The following is a 25,399-nucleotide window of genomic DNA, read 5'->3' on the forward strand; positions in this document are numbered from 1 at the left end:
CGCGGCCGGGGCGGCGGGGGAGACGGCGACGTTCGGCGGCCGCACTCGGGGGCGTCCGCAAGCCACACAAGCGACACCGGCGGATCACCCGATGTGAGTGACGATCAGGATATCGACGGTGGTACCGACGTTGACGCCGACGGCGACGCGAGCCGCGACGCCGACGGGGCGACCGCGATCGATGAATCGACCGCGACCGACGAGGAGTCCGCGACCAACGAGGAGTCCGCGACTGAGGATGCGGTCTCGGAATTTCTCTCGGCCGCGGCGGACGTGTACGACGACTACGATCGCGGCTACGTCGACGCCGACGCGGCGCTGTCGGTGTTGGACGACCGGATCGACGACCTCAGAACGAGCGTCGAGACGGGGGAAGGACGCGACGAGGAGTGATCCCAACGCGGATCCGCAATCCGTATCTCCGCGCGACCGCTTCGGGTAGGTATGAGCGAAGAGGCCGACGCCGGACGCGACGACTCGGAGGACGCGAGCGACGCCGCCGGCGATGCGCCGGCAGGTACCGAGGCCGAGTCGACCGACCGCGACGGCGACGACGTGATCGAGACCGCGCTGGCCGACGAGGTGGCACGGTACGACGACGCGCTGGCGGCCGATGTCGCGGCCCTCGAGCGCGAGGCCGTCGAGTCAGCCGAACGCGTCGAGGAGCTGGAGTCGAGCCTCCGGCGGACGAAGGCGGACTTCCAGAACTACAAGAAGCGCGCCAAGAAGCGTCAGGAGCAGGAGAAGGCGCGGGCGACCGAGTCGCTCGTCGGCCGGCTGACCGAGGTCCGGGACAACCTCGTGCGCGCGCTCGACCAAGACGAGGACGCCGACATCCGTCCGGGCGTCGAGTCCACGCTGGAGACGTTCGATCGCGTCCTCGCCGAGGAGAACGTGGAGATCATCGACCCCGAACCGGGTCAGGTGGTCGACCCGGAGCGCCACGAGGTGATGATGCGCGTCGACTCCGACCGACCCGAGGGCACCGTCGTCGACGTGTTCAAGCAGGGGTACGAGATGGCCGACAGGGTGATCGAGGCCGCGCAGATCACCGTCAGCGACGGGGAATAGCCGGAGCGGCGTGGAGGTGTCGAAGCGGCGTGAAGACATCGGAGCGGTGTGGAGACATCGGAGCGGCGTGAGGAAGCCGACCGGTCGGCTGGATCCGCACTTCGTGATAAGCGTTGCCACTCGCCCGACTAACGGTTCTGGATAATCGCAAGACAGCGGCGATTCGTCCGCGGACCGCGGTACGCCCTGTCTAGTAACGTTTAACGGACTCGCGGCGCTATTCGTGAGCAAGATGGCGACCAACAAGATCCTCGGGATCGACCTCGGGACCACGAACTCCGCGTTCGCGGTGATGGAGGGCGACGACCCAGAGATCATCGTGAACGGCGAGGGCGACCGAACGACGCCGTCCGTCGTCGCGTTCACCGACGACGGCGAGCGACTCGTCGGCAAGCCGGCGAAGAACCAGGCCGTCCAGAACCCCGACCGCACGATCCAGTCGATCAAGCGGCACATGGGCGAGGAGGACTACTCCGTCGATATCGACGGCGAGGACTACACGCCCCAGCAGATCTCGGCGATGATCCTCCAGAAGATCAAGCGCGACGCCGAGGAGTACCTCGGCGACGACGTGGAGAAGGCGGTCATCACGGTCCCCGCGTACTTCAACGACAAGCAGCGCCAGGCGACGAAGGACGCCGGCGAGATCGCCGGCTTCGAGGTCGAGCGCATCGTCAACGAGCCGACCGCCGCCTCGATGGCGTACGGCCTCGACGACGAGTCCGACCAGACGGTGATGGTGTACGACCTCGGGGGCGGCACCTTCGACGTGTCCGTCCTCGACCTGGGCGGCGGCGTCTACGAGGTCGTCGCCACGAACGGGGACAACGACCTCGGCGGCGACGACTGGGACGAGGCGATCATCGACCACCTCGCCGAGGAGTTCGAGAACGAGCACGGCATCGATCTGCGCGAGGACCGCCAGGCGCTCCAGCGCCTGAAGGACGCCGCCGAGGAGGCGAAGATCGAGCTGTCGAGCCGGAAGCAGGCCAGCGTGAACCTCCCGTTCATCACGGCGACCGACTCCGGCCCGGTCCACCTCGAGACCGAGATCACCCGCGCGACGTTCGAGAGCCTCACGGAGGACCTCATCGAGCGCACAGTCGGCCCGACCGAGCAGGCGCTGTCGGACGCCGGCTACGACGCCGACGACATCGACGAGGTCATCCTCGTCGGCGGGTCCACGCGAATGCCGCAGGTGCAGGACAAAGTCGAGGAGATCCTCGGCACCGAGCCGAAGAAGAACGTCAACCCCGACGAGGCGGTCGCGCTGGGCGCGGCGATCCAGGGCGGCGTGCTCTCGGGCGACGTCGACGACCTCGTCCTGCTCGACGTGACGCCCCTGTCGCTGGGGATCGAGGTGAAGGGCGGCCTCTTCGAGCGCCTCATCGAGAAGAACACGACCATCCCGACCGAGGAGTCGAAGATCTTCACGACCGCGGCCGCGAACCAGACCTCGGTGCAGGTGCGTGTCTTCCAGGGCGAGCGCGAGATCGCCGAGGAGAACGAACTGCTCGGCGAGTTCCAGCTCACCGGCATCCCGCCGGCCCCGGCGGGCACCCCGCAGATCGAGGTGTCGTTCAACATCGACGAGAACGGCATCGTGAACGTCGAGGCCGAGGACAAGGGCTCGGGCAACGCCGAGTCGATCACGATCGAGGGCGGCGCGGGCCTCTCCGACGAGGAGATCGAGCGCATGCAGGAGGAGGCCGAGCAGCACGCCGAGGAGGACGAGGAGCGTCGCCGTCGCATCGAGGCCCGCAACGAGGCCGAGAGCGCGGTCCAGCGCGCCGAGACGCTCCTCGAGGAGAACGAGGAGGAGGTCGACGACGACCTCGAGTCCGACATCCGCGAGGAGATCGAGGCGCTGGAGGAGGTGCTCGCCGACGAGGACGCCGACACCGACGAGATCGAGGACGCCACCGAGAGCCTCTCGGAGGCGCTCCAGGAGATCGGCAAGCAGATGTACCAGCAGCAGGCCCAGGCCGGCCCCGGCGGCGCGGGCGGCCCCGAGGGGGCCGCGGGCGCGGGCCCCGGCGGCATGGGCGGTATGGGCGGTCAGGGCCCCGGTGCGGGTGCTGCCGCCGACGGCGACGACGAGGAGTACGTCGACGCCGACTTCGAGGACGTTGACGACGACGAGGACTCGTAGAGTCCGAGGAGTCGTCAACTCGGAAGACGAGCGAAGCGAGTCTTCCGTAGTTTCGAACCCCGAGCGGAGCGAGGGGTTCGAAGTGGACGAGAACGGCGACGAGTAGTCGCCGTTCTCGTCTGCCCACGAGAGCGAAGTTCTCGTGAACGTCGAGGACGACGAGGAGGACTCGTAGAGTCAGAGAAGTCGTCCAGTCGACGGAGGAGCGAGACGAGTCCGTCGTAGTTTCGGAAACTCCACAGGTCGCAGCCGACAGAACGCTTATTCGAGCGGTGCGCGAAGACGAGGTATGGCGAGTGCGACACGCGACGCTTCCGACGGGGAAGGCGTCGAGTTCATTCACGAGGATGACGGCTCGATAACGGCGAGAGACATCGAGACCGCTGTCGCGTCCTTCGGTGAGACGAAAGCGGAAGCCCTCCGGATGCTCGCGGAGGCGATCGAACTTCACGAAGGCGGCGGCGAACCCGTCACCGAGGAGGACCTCGAAGACACGGAGCCCGGTGACAAGGAGCTTCCCGAATTCATGCGGTGAATGGCCCGGACGAACTTCTCCGGACGCGAGATCGCGTCTGTCCTCCCGGTTTCGGGTACGAGCGTGTCGGTCGTGTCGGCAGTCACCTGAAAATGCGGTACGAGTCACCAGATACGGACGAAGTTCGGATCGTGACCGTTCCCATCGCGTCGGAAGACGAGATCCCGACCGGAACGCTGCAGTCGATCGCTGACCAGTGCGGGGCCGAGGACTTCCACGCGTGGTGTGAGTGGATCGACGAGCATCGGTGACTGTCGGCTAGACATCGGCTTGTCGAGCCGACATACTCGAATCGGCTCTGTTGAGATCAAAGGAAAATGTATTCAGCGATCTATTGCCGTTTGTTTCGCCGACAAACGCCTGTGTTGTCTGATAGAAAGATGCGGAATATTGAGTTATGATCTGTGGACAAGATCAACATTCATTGCTTGTCGAGTGTTTGACTCTCTAAAGATACAATGGGGAAAGTACGAAATCGGACACAGGCTGCACTTCGCGAATTTGCAACTGACTCTCTTGATGAGGAACGACTCAAACAGAAGTTGCGACGTGTTGAACGGACCACGTCCGGAGCTAATCCACACAATATCGGAATGGCCACGTTCGAGTTCACGAACAGGGGTGTAATTGACGAGAAGATCGAACAAGAAATCAAGCAAGTGCTTGCGGACACATTCCCAGATCACGAACTCCCGGGAGCGTTCCCCGAAGACTAAGACGGTAAGTAGCAATTGGAATGATTTTGCAGGCGTTTTTGTATAGATCCAGTAGTGGCGTGAATTACATGGCCTACATTCAGCACGAATGCTAAATCCTACCACCAGATGAGGATTTCAACAAAGCCGAAGTGGGGGACGCGCGTTCAGTTCTCGCGGCAGCGGTCACCGGAGTCCGACCGATCCGATGGGTCCTCCCGCGAGCCACGCGATTCAAATAGCACGAGCGTTCAACCAACAACCAACGAATGAGCGAGGACTTCTACGACGTGCTCGGAGTCTCGCGGGACGCCTCCGAGGAGGAGATCAAGCAGGCGTACCGCCAGAAGGCCACCGAGTACCATCCCGACGTCAGCGACGAACCCGACGCCGAGGAGAAGTTCAAGAAGGTCAAGAAGGCCAAGGAGGTCCTCACCGACGAGGAGCAGCGCGAGGCGTACGACCGGATGGGTCACGACCAGTTCGAACAGGCCGAGAAGCGCGGCGGGTTCGAGGACAGTGCCGGCGGCGCGGGCGGCATGGGGGGCGGTCCGTTCGGTGGCGGCGGCATGGGCGGCGGTATGGGCGGGGGCGGCGGCATGGGCGGCCTCGGCGACATCTTCGAGGAGTTCTTCGGCGGCGGGGGCGGCGGCCGCGGCGGCCCGCGCCCCGGGAAGGACCTCCGGACCAACCTCGATATCACCCTGCAGGAGGCCCACGACGGCGTCACCAAGCAGTTCTCCGTCGCGCGCCCGACCCGGTGTGAGGAGTGCGGCGGCGAGGGCCACCCCGAGGACGCCGACGTGCGGACGTGTCCGCAATGCGACGGCCGTGGGCAGGTCCGACAGGTGCAGCAGACGCCGCTCGGCCGCGTCCAGCAGACCGGCACGTGTCCGCGGTGTGAGGGCGAGGGCGAACTGTACTCCGAGGACTGCGTCGCCTGCGACGGCTCCGGGATCACCCGCGAGGAGACCACGCTGACGGTCGACGTGCCCGCGGGGATCCAGGACGGCCAGACCCTCCGGATGGACGGCGAGGGCGCGCCCGGCGAGCCCGGCGCTCGCGACGGCGACCTCCTCATCGAGGTGCGCGTCGAGGGCGACGACCGCTTCGAGCGCGACGGTGCCGACCTCCACCTCACCGAGCCCGTCTCGTTCCCGCAGGCCGTCTTCGGCGACACGATTCAGCTGGAGACGCTCGACGGCAGCGTCGAGTTCGAGGTGCCGGCGGGCACCCAAAGCGGCGAGACGTTCCGCCTGAAGGGGAAAGGGATGCCTCGCCTCCGGCGGCGCGGCGACGGCGACCTCTACGTCCAGGTGCAGGTCGTCACGCCCGACGACCTCACGAGCGAGCAGCGCGAGGCGCTCAAGGAGTTCGCGGAGGCCGGCGGCGAGGAGATCGACGTGAGCGAGGGCTTCTTCGAGAAGATCAAGAACTCGCTGTAGGCGGGGACGGCGGCGGACTTCAACTCACCGTCGCGGTCAGGACAACTGCGCAGCCAAGTCCGCCTCGGTAATGATCCCGGCGGCGTCGCCGCCGTCGGTGACGACGACGGCCTTGTAGTGCTCCAGGAGGTTCCGGATCTCGTCGACGGTCGCGTCCGGGCTCACCGGCGGGAACGACTCCGACATCACCTCGCTGACGGGGAGTTCGGCGGCGTTCTCGCCGGCCTGGTTCACGTCCGAAAACGAGATCGACCCCACGGGCGTGCCGTTCTGGATCACCGGGAGCTGTGAGTACGCCTCTCCCTCCATCAGTTCGACGGCCTCTCGGACCGACTGGTCGGGGGCGACGCTGATCACGTCCTCGTGCATGATGTCGCGGGCGCGAACCACGTCGCCCTCGACCTCCTCGAGCGCCTCGACGATCCGCCGGAGCGTCGACAGCCGCGGGTCCACGTCGCCGCCCTCGATCCGGGCGATCAGCGGCTGTGATACGTCCGCGCGATCGGCCAAGGCACTCTGGGTGAGATCCAGCGCGGTCCGCCGCTCGCGCAAGTCCTGTGGCGTCGGGAGTTCCATACCTCGTGATTACCCGAGGTAATTAAAAAGCGTTCGGTCGCTCCGAGGCGACAGGGAGTTACTCGTCGTCGTCCTCGTCGGACTCGGTCTCGATCACGTCGATCACGTCCAGCGGCACGTCGCGGAGTGCGCCGCCGATCTCGCTTTTGGCGATCCTGGTGGCGTGCTCTTCGCTGTCGGCGTTGAACACGTCGATCTCCAGCATGAGGCCGACGAGCGCCGTCGAGGCGGCGATGAACGCCGAGTCGAACGGCTCCCCGCAGGCGGGACACGGCGTCGCGCCGACCTCCACGTCGACGTACTCCTTGTCCGCCTCGTTCAGGCGGCGACCCGCCTCGCTGACCGCGACGCCGATAGCGTCGTCGATCGCTTCCACGTCTCGCACCAACCAGGCCGCCTCCAGCGCGACGAGATAGTTGCTCACAGCACACCTCCCGGTCGTGCGGACAATAACTCGTTGATTCGATCCGGGAGCGTCGTCGGTGACCGACTGTGTCTCATTACGTCCGAACGATATCGCGGGACCCCGTTCAATGTTGTCACTCGTGGGCCGCGGCCGCCGCGATGGGAACGCGCACCCGACCCGCGGGTTCGCCATAAGTTATGCCGAACCCCCGCGTCCGCGCGTCGAAACGTTCGGTTCTCACGAGACGGTAGCCGGCTGCGAGCGAATTCGTCTGTGATCGCCGGAGATCGCAAGACTGCGACCGTGTCACCGAAGCCGCGGGAGCCGATACTCTTATTACCGGGAGCGGCGGCACGACGTGATACCGGTATGACCCACGCCGTTCGAGCCGCCCGCCGCGCCGGCGTCCACGCGCTCCACCACCTGACCGTGCTGACGGGGATCCTCGCGTTCCCCCTCGTGTTACTCACTCGCAAGGCGGGAGTTCGACTCCCGATGGGATCGATCGTCTCGCGGATTCACGATGCCTACGAGCGCGTCGTGGACGCCGCCAACGAGTGAGGGACCGACGCCCGATGACGCCCGATGACGACTAACGACACCTGACGACATCCGAGGGAGCCGGACTGCGTGCGGCGACGGTCGCCTCCGACCCTCGTCGCCCGCGGCGTTCATTTTTCGCCACGGAACCGCGACGGCAACGACGTCCGGAGTGACCGCGACAGCGACGCCGAGACCGGTAGATAGCGCCGTCGTTCGCGAGTTCCTGAAAGGGTGCATTTATCAGCGGCGCGGCCCAACCGAACGTCAATGCGACCATCTAGTGACCTCGCGGGAGCCGACAACGATCTCGCCGACGAGACCGTGTTCGGGCCGGAGCTCGGGGAGTTCCCCAACGCCGACGAGCGCCGCTCACAGGCGACCGGCGAGGGCGAGATGAAGACCGGGACGACGACCGTCGGCCTGCGGACCGAGGACGGCGTCGTGCTCGCGACCGACATGCGCGCCTCGCTGGGCCGGATGGTGTCCTCGAAGGACGTTCAGAAGGTCGAGCAGATCCACCCGACGGGCGCGCTCACCATCGCCGGATCTGTGTCGGCCGCACAGAACCTCATCCAGACGCTGAAGGCCGAGACGAACCTCTACGAGGCCCGTCGCGGCAAGGACATGAGCATGCGCGCGCTGTCGACGCTCACCGGGAACCTCCTGCGCTCGGGCGCGTTCTTCATCGTCCAGCCGATCCTGGGCGGCGTCGACGAGGAGGGCGCACACATCTACTCCATCGACGCCGCCGGCGGGATGACCGAGGAGGAGTACACGGTCACCGGCTCCGGCTCCCAGTTCGCTCTCGGGGTGCTCGAACAGGAGTACGACGCGGAGCTCTCGCTGGACGACGCAAAGCGCGTCGCCGCCCGCGCGATCAAGTCGGCCGTCGAGCGCGACACCGCTTCCGGCAACGGGATCAACGTCGCCGTGGTCACCGACGAGGGCGTCGAGATCACGAAAGAGAAAGACATCGACGCGCTGCTGGAGTAGTTCGGCGCGGTTTCGGCTCCCGTCGACTCCTGGACCGTCGACGTTCGCGGGACGCCGATCCCCGGGTCGCGTCCCCCACTCCGTACCTCGCCCCTGAGGCTCGATACCTCTCCCTCCAGGCTCTGTACCCCATCCACCCTCCCGCGGCAGCGACGACGTTTTACTCGGAGACTCTGTAGCCGTCGGTCATGACCACGGGGACGACGATCGCGTCGCTCGCGGACGTTCCGGAGTCGGGATCGCTGTTGTTCACCGTCGCCGACGGCCACGCCGAGGACCGAGAGGCGATCTTAGTCAGGTGCGATGAGGAACCCGGCGTGCGAGCGTGGATCAACACCTGTCCCCACGAGTACCAGCGCCTCGACCGCGGACGCGGCGCGGCGATGCGCGACGGGGAGATCATCTGTCCCAAGCACGGCTCCATGTTCGACGCCTGCTCGGGCGAGTGCGACAACGGCGAGGCCGCCGGCACGACCCTGCCGTCGGTGAGCGTCGCCGTCGAAGACGGGGAGGTGCTGCTCGCGGACGACGACTACACCTTCCGACACGAGGGGGGAATCGACGACGACGGCCCGAGTTCGACCTCGCACATCGGCTTCTGACGGTCGGCGGCGACGGCGACCCTGCCGAGGGCGTCGCGAACGACGGCCGCGATGGCGACCCTACAGGGGGCGTCGCGAACGGCGGCCGCGACGACGCCCGGGACGCGCTCGGCGCTATCGGTCCGTCCCGACCCAGTCGGCGAGCGTGCCGTCGAACAGCGTCGCGGACTGCTCGCGGATGTACGTCCGCTGCATCCCGGCGATCGCCTCCCCGAAGTCGTCGCCGGCGTCGAGGCGATCGCGAACGCGCTCGCGCTTCCAGCCGGCGGGCGTCACGCCCGTCTCGGCCCGCCAGCGGAGGGGCTCGAGGTAGGACCGGGCCGTCGACTCGTCGAGGCCGGCGTCCTCCAGGCCGGCGGTCGCGTGCGAGAGCAGGTCGTCGAAGACGACGTCGCGGTCGGCGGTCTCGACGCCGTCGGTGGTGACCCACGAGAGATCGGCGTCGATCCCGTCGCGGACGGCCGCATAGAAGTTCTCCTCGGCGGTCTCCCACGCGAGGTCGGCGACCGGGTGGTGTCGTCGCGGGAGGCTCTCCATCAGGCCGGCGAACGCCGCGAGGAAGGCGATCGAGTCGCGAACCGTCGGCTGGGCGGCGATCGGGCGGAACTCGATGCGGGCGTTGGCCGCCGAGCGCGTCGCGCCGTCGAACACCGGGCGGACCCACCGCCAGTAGGTGCCGTGCTTGCGACGCAGCGTGGCGAAGGCGTCGTCGAAGCGGTCCCCCGTCTCGACGGACATCGGAACGATCGTCGGATCGCCGGCGACGCGGTCGACCGCCTCCCCGACGGAGTCGAGGTCCGCGGGGAACCGAACCTTCTCCGCGTCCTCCTCGTTCATCACCGACTCGAAGACGGCGACGCGGTTCTCGTCCCAACCGTCGGCCAGGATCGCCTCGGGGGTCGCGTCGTCCGCGTACGCGTCCGCCGGAAAGAACGGGGAGTTGACTCCAAGCGCCAGCAGGGGACCCGCGACGCGCGCCGCGAGGTCGTGATAGACGGGGATGTCGTCGGCGTCGGCGACCTGGTAGTGCGGCTGGATCGACGTGATGAGGCTCTCGGGGAGCACCGTGTCCGCCGAGAGGTCGACGTGCGGCGCGTCGACGACGAAGGCGTCGGCGTCGGCGCTGTTGGCCATCGCGTGATACCGGACGGCGTCGCTCATGTTGGTCGCGACGCGGACGCCGTCGATGTCGACGGAGTCTCGGAGGTACTCGCGGGCGGTCTCGCCGACCGGGGGGATCGTCCACATCCCGTCGGAGACGAGCCGCATCCCCTCGGCTTGCGTCGTGTCCTGGGCCGCCGACAGCTGCGCGCGCACCTCGGACGCCTGGGCGGCCAGGCCGTCGGCGTTGAGCGGCTGTGGGCTCGTCGTCATCTCGGCGTTGTGCAGGCCCAACTCCTTCTCGAAGCCGATGAGCTCCAGCAGGCGTCTGGGGACCCGACTGAGGTGGTACGCGTCGCCGTCGACGGGGTCGCCCGCCAGGAGGTCCCCCTCGCGCCACCGGCCCTCCGAGACGGCGTAGAACTCGTACTCCAGCCCGACGATCGACTGGTGGTTGTCGAAGGTGCCGTCGCGAAGCTCCGTCTTCACGGTCTCGGCGTCGGCCTCGGCGCGACGGCGGAACGCCTCGGCGTCCGTCGACAACACCGCCTCGACCCGCTCGGCCAGATCCACGTCGCCGTCTGCCATACCGACCGCGACTCGCGCGGCGACCTTCAAGCCGTCGGGGTCGACTCTCGGTATCAGAATCAGTATAGAGAAGCAAAGTTTATGAAATAGATTCGCCAGTCCGGGCGTATGGAGACCCTGGGGCTCGTGCAGGCGGGTGCCTGTCCGTTCCGTGGTCGGGGGCCGGCTGTGGATCGCTACGCGACCGCGTTCTTCACGAAGAAGGCGGAGCTCGCGGATCTGGTGTGTGACGAGTGGGTCGTCCTCTCCGAGCGCAACGGCGTGATCGACCCGGATGCGGAAGTCGAGGGGGTCGACCGCGAGTTCACCGAGTTGGAGCCGGCCGAACGGGCCCGCTGGGCGACGGACGTGGTGGCGGAGGTGAGTTCGCGCGTCCGCAAGAACGAGTTCGATCGGGTGGTCGTCTTCGCCGACCGTCCCGTTCGGACGGCGCTGAAGGACCGCGGGGGACTGTTGAGCCGGGTCGCCGCCGCGGGGGCGGACACCGTCGAGCCGCTGTCCGGCATCGGCGGACGCGACCGTCAGGAGCGCTGGCTCGACGAACAGCTCGCGATTCGCCGGGAGGCGGCCGACCCGGCGGCCGACGACATCGACGCGGACCTGGACGAGTTGTCCTGAACGGGGCCGTCCGAATCGAGGAGTTCCAGTCGGGCGGTCCGACCGGTTCGCCCGCCCCGAGTCGTCGGAGTTATTCTCGCTGACGGACTCCGTCCGAGTATGGAGTTCGCGACGTTCGCCGAGCGGGCCGACGCGATGGCCGAGGAGGAGGGCGACCTCGCGACCGTGGGGCTCGTCGCCGACGCGCTGTCGGCCGCCGGCGACGACCTCGCGGTTGTCGCGCGCTTTCTCCGCGGCGAGGTGTTCGCCGGATGGGACGGCCGCACCCTCTCGGTCGGACCGTCTCTGTGTCACGAGGCGCTCGCCCGGGCCGCCGGCGCGAACGTCGACGCCGAGGAGATCGAGGATCGACTCGCCGAGACCGGCGAGATCGGCGCGGTCGCCGCCGGGTTGGACCTGGGCGGGCAGACCGGGCTCGGGGCCTTCGGCGGCGGCGCTGGGGGCGCAGACGGCGGTCTCACCGTTCGGGAGGTGTACGACGACCTCGTCGCGGTCGCGGCCGCCACCGGGGACGGGAGCGAGTCGTTCCGCAGGGACACGCTGTTCGGACTGTTCACGAGCGCGAGCCCGGTCGAGGCGGCGTACCTCGCGCGGCTCGTCCTCGGAGAGATGCGCGTCGGCGTCGGCTCCGGGACGCTCCGGGACGCCACCGCCGAGGCGTTCCTCGAGGCCGACGTGACGACGCCGACCGACGAGCGCGCCGAGAACGACCGGACCGAGGCGCTCGTCGGCGTCGTCGAGCGCGCGCTCCAGGTGACGAACGACCACGGTCGGGTCGCCGAGATCGCACGCGACGAGGGCGAGGCCGGCCTGCGGTCGGTGTCGCTCACCGTGGGGCGACCGGTTCGGTCGATGCTCGCGCAGGCCGGCACGGTCGCCGACGCGCTCGAGGCGTGGGACCGGGCTGCCGTCGAGACGAAGTACGACGGCGCGCGCGTCCAGATCCACTACCGAGACCCGGACCGCGACGACGCGACGCCGAGTCGCGAGCCCGGACGCGACGCGGACGCCGGCGGCGACGGGCCTGTGTCGATCTACTCGCGAAACATGGAGGACGTGACCGCGGCGCTGCCGGAACTGGTCGAACACGTCCGCGAACACGCCGCGCCGCCGGTCATCCTCGACGGCGAGGCCGTCGCCGTCGACGACGACGGGGAGCCGCTCCCGTTCCAGGAGATACTCCGGCGCTTTCGGCGGAAACACGACGTCGACAGGATGCGCGAGGAGGTCCGGGTCGAGCTTCGCGCGTTCGACTGCCTGCACGCCGACGGCGACGACCTCCTCGATGCGCCGCTGTCGGAGCGCCGCGACCGCCTCCGCGACGCGCTCGACGCCGGCGTCTCGGAGCTGTTGGTGTCCGACGATCCCGACGAGATAGCCGCGTTCGAGGCGGACGCCCTGGAGGCGGGCCACGAGGGCGTGATGCTGAAACGCCCGGAGTCGACGTACGACCCGGGTGACCGCGGCCGCAGTTGGCTCAAGCGCAAGCCCGACGTGGAGACGCTCGACCTCGTGGTCACCGGCGCGGAGTGGGGGGAAGGCCGGCGGGCGGAGCTGTTCGGGACGTTCGAGGTGGCGGTCCGCCTCGACCGGTCGGCCCCGAACGCCGACGCCGCAGGCGACGGCGTCGGTGACGCCGCAGGCGACGACGGGGCGACGCCCGACGGCTACGCGACGGTCGGGCGGGTCGCCACCGGAATAACCGACGAGCGGCTGGCGGAACTGACCGATCTGCTGGAACCGCACGTGCGCTCGGAGTCGGGGCAGACCGTGCGGTTCGCTCCCGAAGTCGTGTTCGAGGTGGGCTACGAGGAGATACAGACCTCCCCCACCTACGACTCGGGGTACGCGCTCCGGTTCCCGCGGTTCGTCGCCGCCCGCGAGGACAAGTCCCCGGCCGACGCCGACTCGCTGAACCGGGTCGAGCGCCTCGCCGATGAGAACGGAACGAACTGATCGGCGGGAAGCGATCGGCGGAGAACGAACGGCGGCGACGAAGTGACAAGACACTAGCCGTGGGGGGCCCTGCGGCCGACATGGACACACGCCGGACCGTCGCCGAGTACCCGCTTCAGGTGCTGCTCGGCGTCGCGTTCCTCGTCGCGCTCGTCGCCACCGCGCTCGTCGCCGCGACCGGCGAGTCGCTCGCGCTGACGCTCCGACTCGCCGCGCTCACGACCGTCCTGTTCGCGTTCGCCGGGGGGCTGTCGGCCGGCCCGCTCGCGGAGCGATACTTATAGACGGTCGCCGGCCGCACGTCCGTCCGTGACTGTCAGACACGACGACCTTCGGGTCACGTGGTACGGCTACGCCACCGCGCGCGTCGAGAGCGAGGACGGCACGGTCGTCTACACGGACCCCGGCCGCTACGGCGTGCTCGACGGGGAGTGGACGCCGCCGGGCGGCGGCAACCCGAAAGCGGCCGCCCATCCCCGAGCCACGGACCACCGGCCGATGGACGCCGACCTCGTGCTCGTCACCCACGACCACCACTACGACTCCGAGGGGATCGAGCGCGTCGCCGACGACGACGCCACCGTCGTCGTCTACGAGGGCGTCGACGCCGCCGGCATCGACCGCGACGTGAAGCCCGTCGACGAACTGCCGTTCGAGGTCGTCCGGATCGGCGAGGAGGATCACGTCGCCGTCGACGGCGTCGGCGACGTGTGGTCTGTGCCCGCCTACAACGACCCCGACGGCCCGCACGCGGACGACGACGGCTCGGTCCCGCACCCCCGCGGCCTCGGCGTCGGCTACCGCTTCACCGTCGGCGAGGACGACACCTCGGCGTTCTGGCCGGGCGACTCCGACGCGCTCGACGCCTTCGCCGAGATCGACGCCTCGCTGTTCCTCGCAAACATCTCCGGGTCGGTCTGCATGAGCGCCGCCGAGGCGGCCGACCTCGCAGCGCGGATGGATCCGGACCTGGTCGTCCCGATCCACTACAACACGCAGTCGTTCCTGGAGGCCGACTCGGGGTCGTTCGCCAGCGACGTGGCGCGTCGATCGATCCCGGTCGCGCTGGACGAGTCGGCCGAGTAAGCCCCCGCGGGACTCGACTCCGACCGTCGGTCGCGACGCCCGAGACGCGGCCGGATACCGATCGGAGGGTCCCCGGACGCGCAAGCTACTTCCTTGCCCGCCGGTGACGTATCGACGACATGCCCTCCCGTTCGTCCGCCCCCTCGGCGTGTCCCGCCTGTGGCACCAGCCTGGGGGCCGCGGACCGCTTCTGTTCGTCGTGCGGTCGGGCCGTCGGGAGGGACGATCCGGCGGCCGACGGGCGGCCCGGCCCGGAGGACCGCGCGTGGCTGGACCGCCGTGTCGCCGACCTCCGCGCCGAGGGCTGGGACCCCGTCGCAGACGACGGGGACCGGGTGGTCCTCCGCGACCGCGGAGTCGGCAGCCTCCCGGTGCACGCGGCGTTGCTGGTGTTCACCGGCGGGATCGGGAACCTCGTGTACGCGCTGTACCGCTACACGTCGGGCGCGCCGCGGCTGATCGTCGACGCCGACGGCACGGAGCGCCGGCCCGACGAGCGCGACACCGACCTCCGGTCGGTCGCGACCGCGCTCGTCGCCGGGACGCTGGCGTTCTCCGCGGTCGTCATGGTCGGCGTCGCCGTGCTCGCGAGCCTCTCGGAGGCCGCGCTCGCGGCCGGCGGGCTGGCGATCGTCGCGCTGGCGCTCGCGGCGGCGACGGCTATCCCGTCGATCGCCCGCGACGGCCGCGAGTCGATCACGACGTTCGGGCGACGACGGACCGTCGACCGCGACCGCGTCCGCAACCCGCCGGACCCGTGTGCCGCCTGCGGCAGCCGGGTGTTCCGCGGCGAGCACCGACGGTACGCCGAGCGACTGTACATCGCGGGGGTCCCGGTTCGGACCGCGTCCTCGGGCGCGAACACCTACTGCGCGTCGTGTGCCGACGAGGCCGGCGACCCCGCGGGCGACGACGTGGCGGCGGAGCCGTCGCGGGTCCGCGACGCGGCCGACGACGCCGGCGGACGCGAACGGAGTCGAGAGCGATCGAGGGAGTGATCGCCGCAGAACGGTGCTGGCGGGGCGACGACTCAGAGGACGCCCATCTCCCCGAGGCGGTCGGGGAGGTAGGTGTCGGTGACGAAGTCGAGACCCTGGGCCGCGAGCGCCTGCTGTTCGGCCTTCTTTCCGATGTCGAGCTGCAGCTCGATCTGCTCCTCCCAGAAGTCGGTCTGGAAGCGCGGGTCGTCCAGTTCGGACTCCAGCGCGTTCACGTCGGAGTCCGCCAGCGGGTCCGTCGGCAGGTCGTAGTCGACGATGTCCTGCGGGCGGATGCCGACGTACTCGGCCTCCGGCGTCGCCAGGTACTCAGAGAGGTGCGCCGACTTGATCGACCCGTAGGCCACGGAGCCGAAGATGCGGTACGACCAGGGGTCGCCGTCGGTGAACACCACGACCGGGAGGTCGAGTTCGTCGTGCAGGCGCTTGGTGATCCGGCGAGTTGCGCGCGCGGGCTGGCCCTTGAGGTGGACGACGAGGCAGTTGTAGTCGGTGTCGAAGCCGTTCTCGACGAGCCGGTCGCGCATGCCGCCGGTCTCGACGCACAGCACGAAGTCGATGTCGTGATCGAGGAACTGGATCGTGTCGGGGTTGTTCGGGATCTGGTAGCCGCCCTCGCCCACGTCCTCCTGACAGTGGATGTCGCGCTCGCCGCGGCGGGTCTGCTCGCGGAGCTCCAGCGGGCCCATCAGCGTCGCGCCCGACTCCTCCGGGCGCATGTGGAAGTCCTCGCGGGTGACGCCGGAGACGACCTCCAGGTCCTCGACGAGCTGGTTCGACTCGTCCTGGTCGGAGAAGCCCGCCTCGTCGGAGTCCCACGACTCCGAGAGGTAGTACAGCTCACGCAGGGTCGACGAGCGGTCCTCGTCGAGCTGTTGGGCGAGGAACTCGACGGTGTAGGCCGCCTTCAGCAGCTTTCGAGCGCCGCGCACGGAGTTGGCCGAGCGCGTCGACGTGCGGTCGCCGTACACCCACACGCCGGAGTCGTCGTCGAAGACGATGTTGCTCTTGGTCCGGGTGGGGAGGACCATCTGCGGGATGTCCCCGCGGTCGAACTGGTCGTAGATGTCCTCGGCGAGATCGAGCAGTTGCTCGCGGGCCTTCTGTTCGTTCAGGGTGGTGTCGGATTCGGGTGTGTCTGCGCTCATATCAGGCGTTCACGGTCAGCTTCTCGGTCTCGATGCCGTCGACGTTCACGTCGAAGTCGGCGTCGCCGGCGACTGTGTACTCCAGGACGGCCTCCTCGCCGCCGGGGACGCTCGGGTTCCACTTCACGAACCACTCGCCGTCGAGGTCGACGACGGTCGCCTCCTCCGGAACGTCCGTCGGCTCCGCGGAGACGATGTCGGTCACGTCCGGCTCCTCGGTCCGGTCGGAGTGGTTCTCGACGATGAGGCGCACGGTGTCGCCCTCGCGCTCGCGCTCGACGCCGACGTTGTTCATGATGCGCGCCAGCGCCGCGTCGATGTTCGGGCGGTCGCGTCCCGTCACCTCGGCCACCTTGTCGGCCATCTCCGGGAGGATCCGCCCGAGCACGTCCTGCTTCTGGCGGCGCTTCTGCATCGAGCGGCGCTTCTTCAGGAAGCTCTTCAGCTCGCGGGCGGCCTCGCGCACGGCGAGTTCGATCTCGTCTTCGATGGCGGGGATGTTCGCGAGCGCGTCCTTCGACTCGCTCGTGAACGGCACGTTCGTCGAGGCGACGTGGATCATGATGACCGCCGGGCCGTTGGGCATCCCCGAGCCGCCGGGCTGGTCGAGCCCGTAGTTCCGCCAGCCGATCCCCTTGACCACGTCCGTCGTCGCACACGCCCCGCGCTGGTAGACGAGCGGGACGCGGTTGGCGAATCGCAGCAGCTCGACCTGCCCGCCGTCCTCCAGTTCACCGCCGTAGGCGATGCCGGCCTCGACGATGAACGGGTCGCCGCCGTGGACCTCCGCGTCGCGCGTCGCGGCGGCGTAGAACTCCGCGTCGAACTCCTTGCGGAGGCCGGCCTCGACGAGTTCGGAGGTGATGGGAGCGAGACAGTCGGTCGGCGGCGCGAGGATGTCCGTCTCGCGCATCGCCTCCAACAGTTCGCTCGCGGTGTCGCGGTCGGCGGCCGTCTCGCGCACCTTCGGCACCTCGTCGGGGACCGCGACCATCCGCGACCACAGCGCCTCGACGACGTTCTCGCGGGCGGTGTCGCCGAAGGTGGCGTCGTCGAACTCCTCGGTGTCGTCGGCCGCCTCGTCGACGAGCGTCCGCAGTTGTGCGTGCGTCGCCCGCACGCGCTCGTCGCCGGCGGCGAGGCGTCGGGCGAGCCGTTCGGCCGTCCCGGCGACGACCGCGTCGTCCTTCCGAGTCGAGGTCGCGTCGTCGACGAGCCCGTACAGGTCGTCGGTGAGCTCGTCCTCGTCTGTCTCCTCGTCGTAGGCGGTCATCGCCGACCACGCCGCGTCGACGGCGTTGTCGCGAACGGTCGCCCCGAACCGGGTGCCGTACTCGTCCTCGGCGGCGTCGGCGACCTCGTCGACGATCCCGGTCAGTTCGCTGTGACTCGTTCGGTCGCGTGAGCCGACCGTGCTCGCGACCTCGCTCGCGAAGAAATCGGTGGCCTCGGCACCCTTGTTCGACACCGCCTCGCCGACGGCGTCCGCGACGGCGTCCCCGTCGGCCGACCAGCCGAGTTCCCGGCCGAAGTGGCGGTCCCGGAAGTTGTCGATCACCTTGTCGGCGGTCTTCTTGCCGACGCGGGTGAACTCCTCCTGGAGGAATCCCGAGACCGAGTAGCTCTCGGTCGCCTCCAGCATCTTGATCAGCGTGCCGAGTTCGACCCCGTGGGGGTGCGGCCGGATCTCCTTCGTCTCGGCGGGGAGCTGGTCGGTCGCGCGCTCGGCCTTCATCGGCTCGTCGAGGCCGGGCTCCCTGAGCTCCAGTCGCGCGTGGGGGTTGACGACCGCCGTGTGTTTGATGTAGTCGTGGAGCTGGGCGCGAGCGCGCATGTTCGCCTCCATCTCGATCTCGATGCGCGTGCCGTGCGAGCGGTCCCACGAGGTGATCGACTCGGCTTTGATCTCGGGTTCGTTCGTGTCCGTGTCGATGATCAACTCGAAGTACTGCGCGTCCGTCTCGCCCTTCGGTCGGGAGGTGATCTTCGCGGGCTTGCCGGAGGTGAGCTGGGAGTACAGCACCGCCGCGGAGATGCCGATCCCCTGCTGGCCGCGGGTCTGCTCGCGGCTGTGGAACCGACTTCCGTACAACAGCTTCCCGAACACCTTCGGGAGTTGCTCCTTCGTGATCCCGGGACCGTTGTCCTCGACGATCAGACGATAGTAATCGCCGACCTCGCGGATCTCGACGTAGATATCGGGTCGGATTCCCGCCTCCTCGCAGGCGTCGAGCGCGTTGTCGACGGCCTCCTTGACGGCGGTGACGAGCCCGCGCGCGCCCGAGTCGAACCCGAGCATGTGCTTGTTCTTCTCGAAGAACTCGGCGATGGAGATCTCCCGCTGGCCCTCGGCCAACTCGTCGGCGATCCCCTGGTCTTCGCCGAGCTGCGACTGAAACGACGTCATTCTCGTGGGAACTCCTATCCAACGCGGGGTTATAACCGTGTCCTCACCGCGGTGAAAGTGAACCCCGATCGGTCCCGCCCTGCAGCGGCGACGGTCGGGGTCGACACCGCGGATCGGCTGACCGCCCGTTCAGGCGATTCGAGCCGCGCACGGCGCTCGAAGGGTCGGCCGAAAGGGACGGGACGGACCCGACCACCGACCGGTATCACGGTCCGCTCACGCGCGCGCGTGAGAGGACTTATACCCGGGGCACCGTTAGGGGTGGGTAAGGTTCCTATGTCAGGATCAGGGAATAGTGAGTACGGAGCCGGGCAGATCCAGGTGCTGGAGGGCCTCCAGGCCGTCCGCAAGCGCCCGGCGATGTACATCGGTTCTACGGACGGTCGAGGGCTTCACCATCTGGTGTACGAGGTCGTCGACAACTCCATCGACGAGGCGCTCGCGGGTCACTGCGACGAGATCGAGGTGACCGTCCACGACGACGGCTCGGTGTCCGTCTCCGACGACGGTCGCGGCATCCCGGTCGACACCCACGAGAAGTACGACCGGCCGGCGGTGGAGGTGATCATGACGGTCCTCCACGCGGGCGGGAAGTTCGACAACAAGTCCTATCAGGTGTCGGGCGGCCTCCACGGCGTCGGCGTCTCCGTGGTGAACGCCCTCTCGGCGGAGTTGACCGTCGAGGTGAGGCGCGACGGCGCGCTGTGGCGGCACCGCTTCGAGCAGGGCGAGCCCGACGAGGACGGCTTCGAACGCGTCCGCGACCTCGCGGACGACGAGGGGACCGGCACGACGATCCGGTTTCTGCCGGACGCGGAGATCTTCGAGACGGCGGAGTTCTCCTTCGACACGCTGGCGAGTCGGCTGCGCGAGTTGGCGTTTCTCAACTCCGGGGTCGCGATCACGCTGTCGGACGAGCGCGACGGGACGAGCGAGACGTTCGAGTACGAGGGCGGCATCCGCGAGTTCGTCGAGTACCTCAACGAGACGCGCACGCCGCTGCACGGCGACGTGATCTACTTCGAGGACGAGGAGGCGGCCGAGGACGGCGTCGTCCAGGTCGAGGTGGCGATGCAGGCGACCGACGAGCTTCAGGGGTCGGTCCACGCGTTCGCGAACAACATCAACACGCGCGAGGGGGGAACCCACCTCACCGGGTTCAAGACCGCGCTCACGCGCGTCGTCAACGACTACGCCAACGACAACGGCCTCATCGGGGACCTCGACGGCAACCTCAAGGGCGAGGACGTCCGTGAGGGGCTCACCGCGGTCATCTCGGTGAAGCACCCCGACCCGCAGTTCGAGGGCCAGACGAAGACGAAGCTCGGGAACAGCGAGGTCCGCGGGATCGTCGAGTCGGCCGTCCACGAGCGGCTGGGGACGTTCTTCGAGGAGAACCCGGACGTGGCCGAGACGGTCGTGAGCAAGGCCGCGGAGGCCGCCCGCGCCCGCAAGGCCGCGAAGCAGGCCGAGGAGCTGACGCGCCGGAAGTCGGCGCTGGAGTCGACGGCGCTGCCCGGGAAGCTCGCGGACTGCCAGTCGCGCGACCCCGAGGACTCCGAGCTGTTCATCGTGGAGGGCGACTCCGCGGGCGGCTCCGCCAAACAGGGCCGCAACCCCGAGTTCCAGGCGATCCTCCCGCTGGGCGGGAAGATCCTCAACGTCGAGAAGCACCGCCTCGACCGGGTGCTCCAGAACGACGAGATCCGGAACATGATCACCGCCGTCGGCACCGGGATCGGCGACGAGTTCGATATCAGCGAAGCGAGATATCAAAAAATTATCATGATGACCGACGCCGACGTGGACGGAGCCCACATCAGGACGCTCCTGCTCACGCTGTTCTACCGGCACATGCGGCCGCTCGTCGAGGCGGGCTACGTGTACGCCGCCCAACCGCCGCTGTACCGCATCCGGTATCGCGGGAACACCTACGACGCGATGACCGAGGCCGAACGCGAGGCGATCGTCGAGGAGAAGTGCGACGGAAATCCCGACCAAGTCCAGCGGTTCAAGGGCCTGGGCGAAATGAATCCCGAGCAGCTGTGGGAGACGACGATGAACCCGGAGAACCGGGTGCTCAAGCAGATCACGATCGACGACGCCGCCGCGGCCGACCGGATGTTCAACGTCCTGATGGGCGACTCGGTCGAGCCGCGCAAGCAGTTCATCAAGGACCACGCCCCCGAGGCGGAGTGGGTGGACATCTGATGCGGCGACCGCGACAACCGATGCAGATGACGCGAATGACGCGACACGGACACACGACGACGGAGGCGTATCGATGAGTTCCGACGTGCCCGACGTCGACCCCGACGAGGTGCAGGCGGCGCAGGTCGACCGCGTCCGCATCGAAGACGAGATGGAGCAGTCGTACATCGACTACGCGATGTCGGTCATCGCGGGTCGAGCGCTCCCGGACGTACGGGACGGCCTCAAGCCCGTCCACCGGCGGATCCTCTACGCGATGCACGAGATGGGCGTCACGAGCAACACCAGCCACCGGAAGTCCTCCTCGGTGGTCGGTGAGACGATGGGTGACTACCACCCGCACGGCGACCAGGCCATCTACGACACGCTCGTCAACATGGCCCAGGAGTTCTCGATGCGCTATCCGCTGATCGACGGCCAGGGGAACTTCGGCTCGATGGACGGCGACCCGGCGGCGGCGATGCGGTACACGGAGGCCCGCATGGCCGACATCGCCGAGGAGCTCCTCTCGGACATCGAGAAGGGCACCGTCGACTTCACCGCCAACTACGACGACCGCCTGACCGAGCCGGACGTGTTGCCCGCGGCGTACCCCAATCTGCTGGTCAACGGCTCGACCGGCATCGCGGTCGGCATGTCGACGAAGGTGCCGCCGCACAACCTCGGCGAGGTGATCGACGCGACGATCGAGCTGATCGACGACCCGGACGCGACCGTCGCGGACCTCATGGAGCACGTGGAGGGACCCGATTTCCCGACCGGCGCGAATATCGTCGGCCGCAACTCCGTCCGGGAGGCGTACACGACGGGTCGCGGTCGCGTCCGCGTGCGCGCCGAGATGGACGTCGAGGAGTTCGGCAACGACCGCGAGCGAATCGTCGTCACCGAGCTCCCGTACCAGGAGAACAAAGCGCGCATCGTCGAGCGCATCGCCGAGGACGTGAACGAGGGCGTCATCGAGGGCATCTCCGACCTGCGCGACGAGTCGGACCGCGAGGGCGTGCGCGTCGTCATCGAACTCAAGCGCGGCGCGAACGTCGAGGTGGTGAAGAACCAGCTGCTGGAGCATCACCTGGAGTCCACCTTCGGCGTCATCAACCTCGCGCTGGTCGACGGCCAGCCGAAGGTCCTGACCCTCAAGGAGACGCTGGAGCACTACATCGAACACCGAAAGGAGGTCGTCACCCGGCGCTCGGAGTACGACCTGCAGGAGGCCGAAGAGCGCGCACACATCCTCGAGGGTCGCTTACGGGCGCTCGAGAACGTCGAGGACGTGGTCGAGACGATCCGCGAGAGCGACGACCGCGACGCAGCCAAGACCGCGCTCCGAGGCGTCTACGACTTCAGCGAGGAGCAGGCCGAACACATCGTCCGGATGCAGCTCGGCTCGCTCACCTCGATGGAGGCCGCCGAGATCGAATCGGAGTACGAGGAGGTGCAGGCGACCATCGAGCGCCTCAACGAGATCCTCGAGTCCGAGTCGGAGCTGCTCGAGGTGATCAAGACGGAGCTCCGCGAGATCAAAGATCGGTACGACGACGACCGCCGCACGGGGTTCGTCGACGACACCGGCACGGTCACCCACGAGGACCTCATCCCCGAGGAGGAGTCGGTGGTCGTGCTCTCGGAGGACGACTACATCAAGCGGATGCCCGCGGCCGACTTCCGCGCGCAGAACCGCGGCGGCAAGGGGATCATCGGCACCGACCTGAAGGAGGGCGACCGCGTCTCCTCGGTGTTCCTCGCCTCGACGCACGACTACCTCCTGTGCTTCACCGACGAGGGACGCGTCTTCGAGCTGAAGGCGTATCAGGTGCCGGAGATGGGTCGCACCGCCCGCGGCAAGTCCGCGGTGAACGTCCTCGATCTGAACGACGACGAGGAGCTGACCGCCGTGGTCAACTGCGACGACCTCGACGGCGACGAGTACCTCACGATGGTCACGGAGGGCGGCTACGTGAAGCGGACCGCCGGCGACGAGTTCGAGAACATCCTCTCGACGGGGATCCGCGCCATCAGGCTGGAGGAGGGCGACGCGCTCGCCGACGTGGAAGTGACCGACGGGGATCGGAACCTCGTGATCGGCACCCGCGACGGGATGGCGATCCGGTTCGACGAGAGCGAGGTTCGCGCGATGGGCCGCACGGCACGCGGCGTCCGCGGGATCAAGCTCACCGGAGACGACCGCGTCGCCGGCCTGGCGGCCATCGACGAAGACGAGCACGACTGGGTGCTCACGGTCACGGCCAACGGCTACGGCAAGCGGACGGACCTCTCGGAGTACCGCATCCAGAGCCGCAACGGAAAGGGGCTCATCGACATCAAGACGAACGAGCGCAACGGCCCCGTCTGCGCCGTCGAGGCGGTCACCTACGGTGACCACCTGTTCGCGATGAGCGCCGACGGGCAGATCATGCGCACCCGCGTCGAGGACGTCTCGACCATCGGTCGCAACACGATGGGCGTCACCGTGATGGACATCGAGGAGGGCGACGCCGTCGCCGCCGTGGACGTGCTCTCCTCCGAGCGCGTCGCTCCCGAGCGGACGGACGGCGACGACGAGTAGCCGAGGCTCGAGACCGGGAATCCCGCGACGTCGGGAGCGCCCGTCCGGTCCGTCTCAGCCGTCAGCCCGCGCGTCGACCAGTTCGTAGTAGTCCCCACAGCAGTCCGTCGGGGCGACGCGCTCGCGTTGAGTCTCGACGGGAAGCTCCGCGGTCCGCGTCGTGCGACAGCGCCGACAGCGGTCGGCGATCACGTCGCCGCAGCCGCGGCACCGGATCAGGTAGCGCCCGCGGTGGAACGCTGGACAGCGCCGGTCGGCGTTCACCGCGTCGGCGCGCTCGCGGAACCAGGTCCCGTGGCCGGTCGCGCCGAACCGGGCGAACTGCTCGACGTGGATCAGTTCGTGTCGGAGGACGCGCCGCCACTCGGCCTCGCCGTAGGCGTCGGCCGCCCGGCGCGAGCAGACGACGTGGCACGCGCGGAGGTCGTCGAATCGGGAGTTCGGACCGGGGAGTCGGTCGCCGTGATCCCGGACGACGGCGTCCCAATCGAGCGGATCGCCCACCGCAGCGCCGGGGATCGTCGGGTGTTTCACCGCCGCCGCCCGGCGCTTGGCGCGCGCGGAGACGCGCCAGTCGGTCACGATATCGAGCGAGGGGAGCCGGTAGGGGTACGTCGCGACCGCGGAGGCCGCGTAGTCGCGACTGTAGGCGACGAGGTCGGCGTCGGTCGTCACGTCGCTCCAGCGGATACCGGTGGATGGACGGAGGAGACCGTGAGTCTGTCGGCGTCGGCTCGGAACCCGGCGTCGGAGCCTCAGAGAATGCGCTTACCGAACGCGCTTGCGACGAGTTCGGCCGCGAGCTCGGCCGTTTCGTTCGAGTCGTCGAGCACGGGGTTCACCTCGACCACCTCCATCGAGCGGACGGCGTCGGTCTCGGCGACCAACTCCATCGCGTGGTGGGCCTCGCGGTAGGTGACCCCCCCGCGGACCGGCGTGCCGACGCCCGGCGCGATCGTCGGGTCGAGCCAGTCCATGTCGAGGCTGACGTGGACGCCGTCGACGCCGTCGCCGGCGACCGAGAGGGCCGCCTCGACGACATCGGTGATCCCCCGCTCGTCGATGTCGGACATGGTGTACGCCGTCATCTCGGAGGCGCGGATCGCTTCGCGTTCGCTGTCGTCGATCGTGCGCAGGCCGACGTACGCGACGTTTTCCTCGCGGAGACCGGGGGCGTTCGCCCAGTCGACGCCGTCCCACTCGGCGTGTCCGAGTGCCGCCGCCAGCGGCATCCCGTGGACGTTGCCGGAGGGCGACGTGCTCGGCGTGTTGTAGTCGCCGTGGGCGTCGAACCAGACGGCCCCGATCTCGGCGTCGCGCGCGCTCCCGACGAGCGAACCGATGGCGACCGAGTGGTCGCCCCCGAGCACGACCGGGGTGTCGCCGGCCGCGACCGCGTCGGCGACGCGGTCGGCGAGGGTGGTCGTCACCTCCTCGGTCTCGCGGAGGAACCTCGCGTCGCCCTCGCTGGGCTGTCGGGAGTGGGGGTCGCGCTCCTCGGCGCGCGGCACCGAGAGGTCGCCGTCGTCGACGGCGTCGACGCCGGCGGACGCGAGGGCGTCCGCGAGGCCGGCGTAGCGAATGGCGGAGGGGCCCATGTCGACGCCGCGTCGGTCCTGTCCGTAGTCCGTGGGGACGCCGATGATCCGGACGGTCATATCGGAGAGGCGGCGTCCGGGGGCTTCAAACGGGGTGGTTCCGG

At 68.6% G+C, this 25,399-nt stretch carries 22 protein-coding genes and 1 pseudogene; 16 read left to right on the plus strand and 7 right to left on the minus strand.

All coding sequences use genetic code 11. From position 1 onward, the window contains the following. The first annotated feature begins 93 nt into the window (after nt 1-93). From Hbl1158_RS10460 to dnaJ, 6 genes and pseudogenes are all read left to right on the plus strand, one after another. Complete coding sequence (locus Hbl1158_RS10460; protein WP_234297192.1) at nt 94-393, plus strand: hypothetical protein; 300 nt, start codon at nt 94-96, stop codon at nt 391-393. A 51-nt stretch (nt 394-444) separates the two neighbouring features. After that, nucleotides 445-1,071: a nucleotide exchange factor GrpE gene (locus tag Hbl1158_RS10465; protein WP_234297193.1), complete on the plus strand. Its 627-nt coding sequence runs from the start codon at nt 445-447 to the stop codon at nt 1,069-1,071. Nucleotides 1,072-1,303: 232 nt separating this feature from the next. Further along, nucleotides 1,304-3,223, plus strand: coding sequence for a molecular chaperone DnaK (gene dnaK, locus Hbl1158_RS10470; RefSeq protein WP_234297194.1), 1,920 nt, complete (start codon nt 1,304-1,306; stop codon nt 3,221-3,223). Nucleotides 3,224-3,512: 289 nt separating this feature from the next. Next, nucleotides 3,513-3,758, plus strand: coding sequence for a hypothetical protein (locus Hbl1158_RS10475; protein WP_234297195.1), 246 nt, complete (start codon nt 3,513-3,515; stop codon nt 3,756-3,758). Next, nucleotides 3,759-4,009: pseudogene (locus Hbl1158_RS10480) on the plus strand (type II toxin-antitoxin system HicA family toxin). Nucleotides 4,010-4,722: 713 nt separating this feature from the next. Then, complete coding sequence (dnaJ, locus tag Hbl1158_RS10485) at nt 4,723-5,898, plus strand: molecular chaperone DnaJ (protein WP_234297196.1); 1,176 nt, start codon at nt 4,723-4,725, stop codon at nt 5,896-5,898. Nucleotides 5,899-5,934: 36 nt separating this feature from the next. Here the strand turns inward: dnaJ and Hbl1158_RS10490 are convergent, their stop codons facing one another. Further along, nucleotides 5,935-6,474, minus strand: coding sequence for a CBS domain-containing protein (locus Hbl1158_RS10490; protein ID WP_234297197.1), 540 nt, complete (start codon nt 6,472-6,474; stop codon nt 5,935-5,937). 58 nt (nt 6,475-6,532) lie between these two features. Then, nucleotides 6,533-6,898: a DUF555 domain-containing protein gene (locus tag Hbl1158_RS10495; protein ID WP_234297198.1), complete on the minus strand. Its 366-nt coding sequence runs from the start codon at nt 6,896-6,898 to the stop codon at nt 6,533-6,535. Between the two features lie 351 nt (nt 6,899-7,249). Between Hbl1158_RS10495 and Hbl1158_RS10500 the strand changes: the two genes are divergently transcribed. The 3 genes from Hbl1158_RS10500 (at nt 7,250) to Hbl1158_RS10510 (ending at nt 9,018) form a co-directional block, all read left to right on the plus strand. After that, nucleotides 7,250-7,441, plus strand: coding sequence for a hypothetical protein (locus Hbl1158_RS10500; RefSeq protein WP_234297200.1), 192 nt, complete (start codon nt 7,250-7,252; stop codon nt 7,439-7,441). Between the two features lie 249 nt (nt 7,442-7,690). Further along, complete coding sequence (psmB, locus tag Hbl1158_RS10505; RefSeq protein ID WP_234297201.1) at nt 7,691-8,416, plus strand: archaeal proteasome endopeptidase complex subunit beta; 726 nt, start codon at nt 7,691-7,693, stop codon at nt 8,414-8,416. A gap of 188 nt (nt 8,417-8,604) precedes the next feature. Beyond that, nucleotides 8,605-9,018, plus strand: coding sequence for a Rieske 2Fe-2S domain-containing protein (locus tag Hbl1158_RS10510; RefSeq protein WP_234297203.1), 414 nt, complete (start codon nt 8,605-8,607; stop codon nt 9,016-9,018). Nucleotides 9,019-9,132: 114 nt separating this feature from the next. On the opposite strand, the gene Hbl1158_RS10515 is transcribed toward Hbl1158_RS10510, so the two are convergent. Then, nucleotides 9,133-10,707, minus strand: coding sequence for a hypothetical protein (locus tag Hbl1158_RS10515; protein ID WP_234297205.1), 1,575 nt, complete (start codon nt 10,705-10,707; stop codon nt 9,133-9,135). 108 nt (nt 10,708-10,815) lie between these two features. Between Hbl1158_RS10515 and Hbl1158_RS10520 the strand changes: the two genes are divergently transcribed. From Hbl1158_RS10520 to Hbl1158_RS10540, 5 genes are all read left to right on the plus strand, one after another. Continuing rightward, the gene (locus Hbl1158_RS10520; protein ID WP_234297206.1) at nt 10,816-11,325 is read left to right on the plus strand and encodes a DUF6884 domain-containing protein; all 510 of its coding nucleotides are present in this window, start codon (nt 10,816-10,818) and stop codon (nt 11,323-11,325) included. Nucleotides 11,326-11,424: 99 nt separating this feature from the next. Further along, the gene (gene ligA / locus Hbl1158_RS10525; protein WP_234297207.1) at nt 11,425-13,281 is read left to right on the plus strand and encodes an ATP-dependent DNA ligase LigA; all 1,857 of its coding nucleotides are present in this window, start codon (nt 11,425-11,427) and stop codon (nt 13,279-13,281) included. Between the two features lie 80 nt (nt 13,282-13,361). Then, on the plus strand, nt 13,362-13,565 hold the full coding sequence (locus tag Hbl1158_RS10530; RefSeq protein WP_234297208.1) for a hypothetical protein: 204 nt from the start codon (nt 13,362-13,364) through the stop codon (nt 13,563-13,565). Between the two features lie 25 nt (nt 13,566-13,590). Continuing rightward, nucleotides 13,591-14,367, plus strand: a complete 777-nt coding sequence (locus Hbl1158_RS10535) for an MBL fold metallo-hydrolase (protein WP_234297209.1) — start codon at nt 13,591-13,593, stop codon at nt 14,365-14,367. A gap of 119 nt (nt 14,368-14,486) precedes the next feature. Then, the gene (locus Hbl1158_RS10540; protein WP_234297210.1) at nt 14,487-15,365 is read left to right on the plus strand and encodes a hypothetical protein; all 879 of its coding nucleotides are present in this window, start codon (nt 14,487-14,489) and stop codon (nt 15,363-15,365) included. A 32-nt stretch (nt 15,366-15,397) separates the two neighbouring features. On the opposite strand, the gene Hbl1158_RS10545 is transcribed toward Hbl1158_RS10540, so the two are convergent. Together Hbl1158_RS10545 and Hbl1158_RS10550 are read right to left on the minus strand one after the other, a co-directional pair. Next, entirely contained in the window at nt 15,398-16,513 is a 1,116-nt protein-coding gene (locus Hbl1158_RS10545; RefSeq protein ID WP_234297211.1) for a DNA topoisomerase IV subunit A, read from the minus strand. 1 nt (nt 16,514) lies between these two features. Then, a complete protein-coding gene (locus tag Hbl1158_RS10550; RefSeq protein WP_234297212.1) occupies nt 16,515-18,920 on the minus strand; it encodes a DNA topoisomerase VI subunit B in 2,406 nt (801 codons plus the stop codon). Between the two features lie 276 nt (nt 18,921-19,196). Here Hbl1158_RS10550 and gyrB point away from each other — a divergent pair, with 276 nt between their 5' ends. Together gyrB and gyrA are read left to right on the plus strand one after the other, a co-directional pair. After that, nucleotides 19,197-21,131: a DNA topoisomerase (ATP-hydrolyzing) subunit B gene (gene gyrB, locus Hbl1158_RS10555; RefSeq protein WP_234297213.1), complete on the plus strand. Its 1,935-nt coding sequence runs from the start codon at nt 19,197-19,199 to the stop codon at nt 21,129-21,131. A gap of 73 nt (nt 21,132-21,204) precedes the next feature. Beyond that, on the plus strand, nt 21,205-23,697 hold the full coding sequence (gene gyrA / locus Hbl1158_RS10560; RefSeq protein ID WP_234297214.1) for a DNA gyrase subunit A: 2,493 nt from the start codon (nt 21,205-21,207) through the stop codon (nt 23,695-23,697). 54 nt (nt 23,698-23,751) lie between these two features. On the opposite strand, the gene Hbl1158_RS10565 is transcribed toward gyrA, so the two are convergent. Both Hbl1158_RS10565 and rocF read right to left on the minus strand, forming a co-directional pair. Further along, on the minus strand, nt 23,752-24,372 hold the full coding sequence (locus tag Hbl1158_RS10565) for a SprT-like domain-containing protein (RefSeq protein ID WP_234297215.1): 621 nt from the start codon (nt 24,370-24,372) through the stop codon (nt 23,752-23,754). Nucleotides 24,373-24,452: 80 nt separating this feature from the next. Beyond that, on the minus strand, nt 24,453-25,355 hold the full coding sequence (gene rocF, locus Hbl1158_RS10570) for an arginase (protein ID WP_234297216.1): 903 nt from the start codon (nt 25,353-25,355) through the stop codon (nt 24,453-24,455). Nucleotides 25,356-25,399: the final 44 nt, after the last annotated feature.

The organism is Halobaculum sp. CBA1158, from assembly GCF_021431925.1.
Classification (GTDB): Archaea; Halobacteriota; Halobacteria; order Halobacteriales; family Haloferacaceae; genus Halobaculum.

What these genes read in the sequence shown, in the direction of transcription:
- Hbl1158_RS10465 (WP_234297193.1), top strand. Translation starts at nt 445, where the DNA reads ATGAGCGAAGAGGCCGACGCCGGACGCGACGACTCGGAGGACGCGAGC.
- dnaK (WP_234297194.1), top strand. Translation starts at nt 1,304, where the DNA reads ATGGCGACCAACAAGATCCTCGGGATCGACCTCGGGACCACGAACTCC.
- Hbl1158_RS10475 (WP_234297195.1), top strand. Translation starts at nt 3,513, where the DNA reads ATGGCGAGTGCGACACGCGACGCTTCCGACGGGGAAGGCGTCGAGTTC.
- dnaJ (WP_234297196.1), top strand. Translation starts at nt 4,723, where the DNA reads ATGAGCGAGGACTTCTACGACGTGCTCGGAGTCTCGCGGGACGCCTCC.
- Hbl1158_RS10490 (WP_234297197.1), bottom strand. Translation starts at nt 6,474, where the DNA reads ATGGAACTCCCGACGCCACAGGACTTGCGCGAGCGGCGGACCGCGCTG.
- Hbl1158_RS10500 (WP_234297200.1), top strand. Translation starts at nt 7,250, where the DNA reads ATGACCCACGCCGTTCGAGCCGCCCGCCGCGCCGGCGTCCACGCGCTC.
- psmB (WP_234297201.1), top strand. Translation starts at nt 7,691, where the DNA reads ATGCGACCATCTAGTGACCTCGCGGGAGCCGACAACGATCTCGCCGAC.
- Hbl1158_RS10510 (WP_234297203.1), top strand. Translation starts at nt 8,605, where the DNA reads ATGACCACGGGGACGACGATCGCGTCGCTCGCGGACGTTCCGGAGTCG.
- Hbl1158_RS10515 (WP_234297205.1), bottom strand. Translation starts at nt 10,707, where the DNA reads ATGGCAGACGGCGACGTGGATCTGGCCGAGCGGGTCGAGGCGGTGTTG.
- Hbl1158_RS10520 (WP_234297206.1), top strand. Translation starts at nt 10,816, where the DNA reads ATGGAGACCCTGGGGCTCGTGCAGGCGGGTGCCTGTCCGTTCCGTGGT.
- ligA (WP_234297207.1), top strand. Translation starts at nt 11,425, where the DNA reads ATGGAGTTCGCGACGTTCGCCGAGCGGGCCGACGCGATGGCCGAGGAG.
- Hbl1158_RS10530 (WP_234297208.1), top strand. Translation starts at nt 13,362, where the DNA reads ATGGACACACGCCGGACCGTCGCCGAGTACCCGCTTCAGGTGCTGCTC.
- Hbl1158_RS10540 (WP_234297210.1), top strand. Translation starts at nt 14,487, where the DNA reads ATGCCCTCCCGTTCGTCCGCCCCCTCGGCGTGTCCCGCCTGTGGCACC.
- Hbl1158_RS10545 (WP_234297211.1), bottom strand. Translation starts at nt 16,513, where the DNA reads ATGAGCGCAGACACACCCGAATCCGACACCACCCTGAACGAACAGAAG.
- Hbl1158_RS10550 (WP_234297212.1), bottom strand. Translation starts at nt 18,920, where the DNA reads ATGACGTCGTTTCAGTCGCAGCTCGGCGAAGACCAGGGGATCGCCGAC.
- gyrB (WP_234297213.1), top strand. Translation starts at nt 19,197, where the DNA reads ATGTCAGGATCAGGGAATAGTGAGTACGGAGCCGGGCAGATCCAGGTG.
- gyrA (WP_234297214.1), top strand. Translation starts at nt 21,205, where the DNA reads ATGAGTTCCGACGTGCCCGACGTCGACCCCGACGAGGTGCAGGCGGCG.
- rocF (WP_234297216.1), bottom strand. Translation starts at nt 25,355, where the DNA reads ATGACCGTCCGGATCATCGGCGTCCCCACGGACTACGGACAGGACCGA.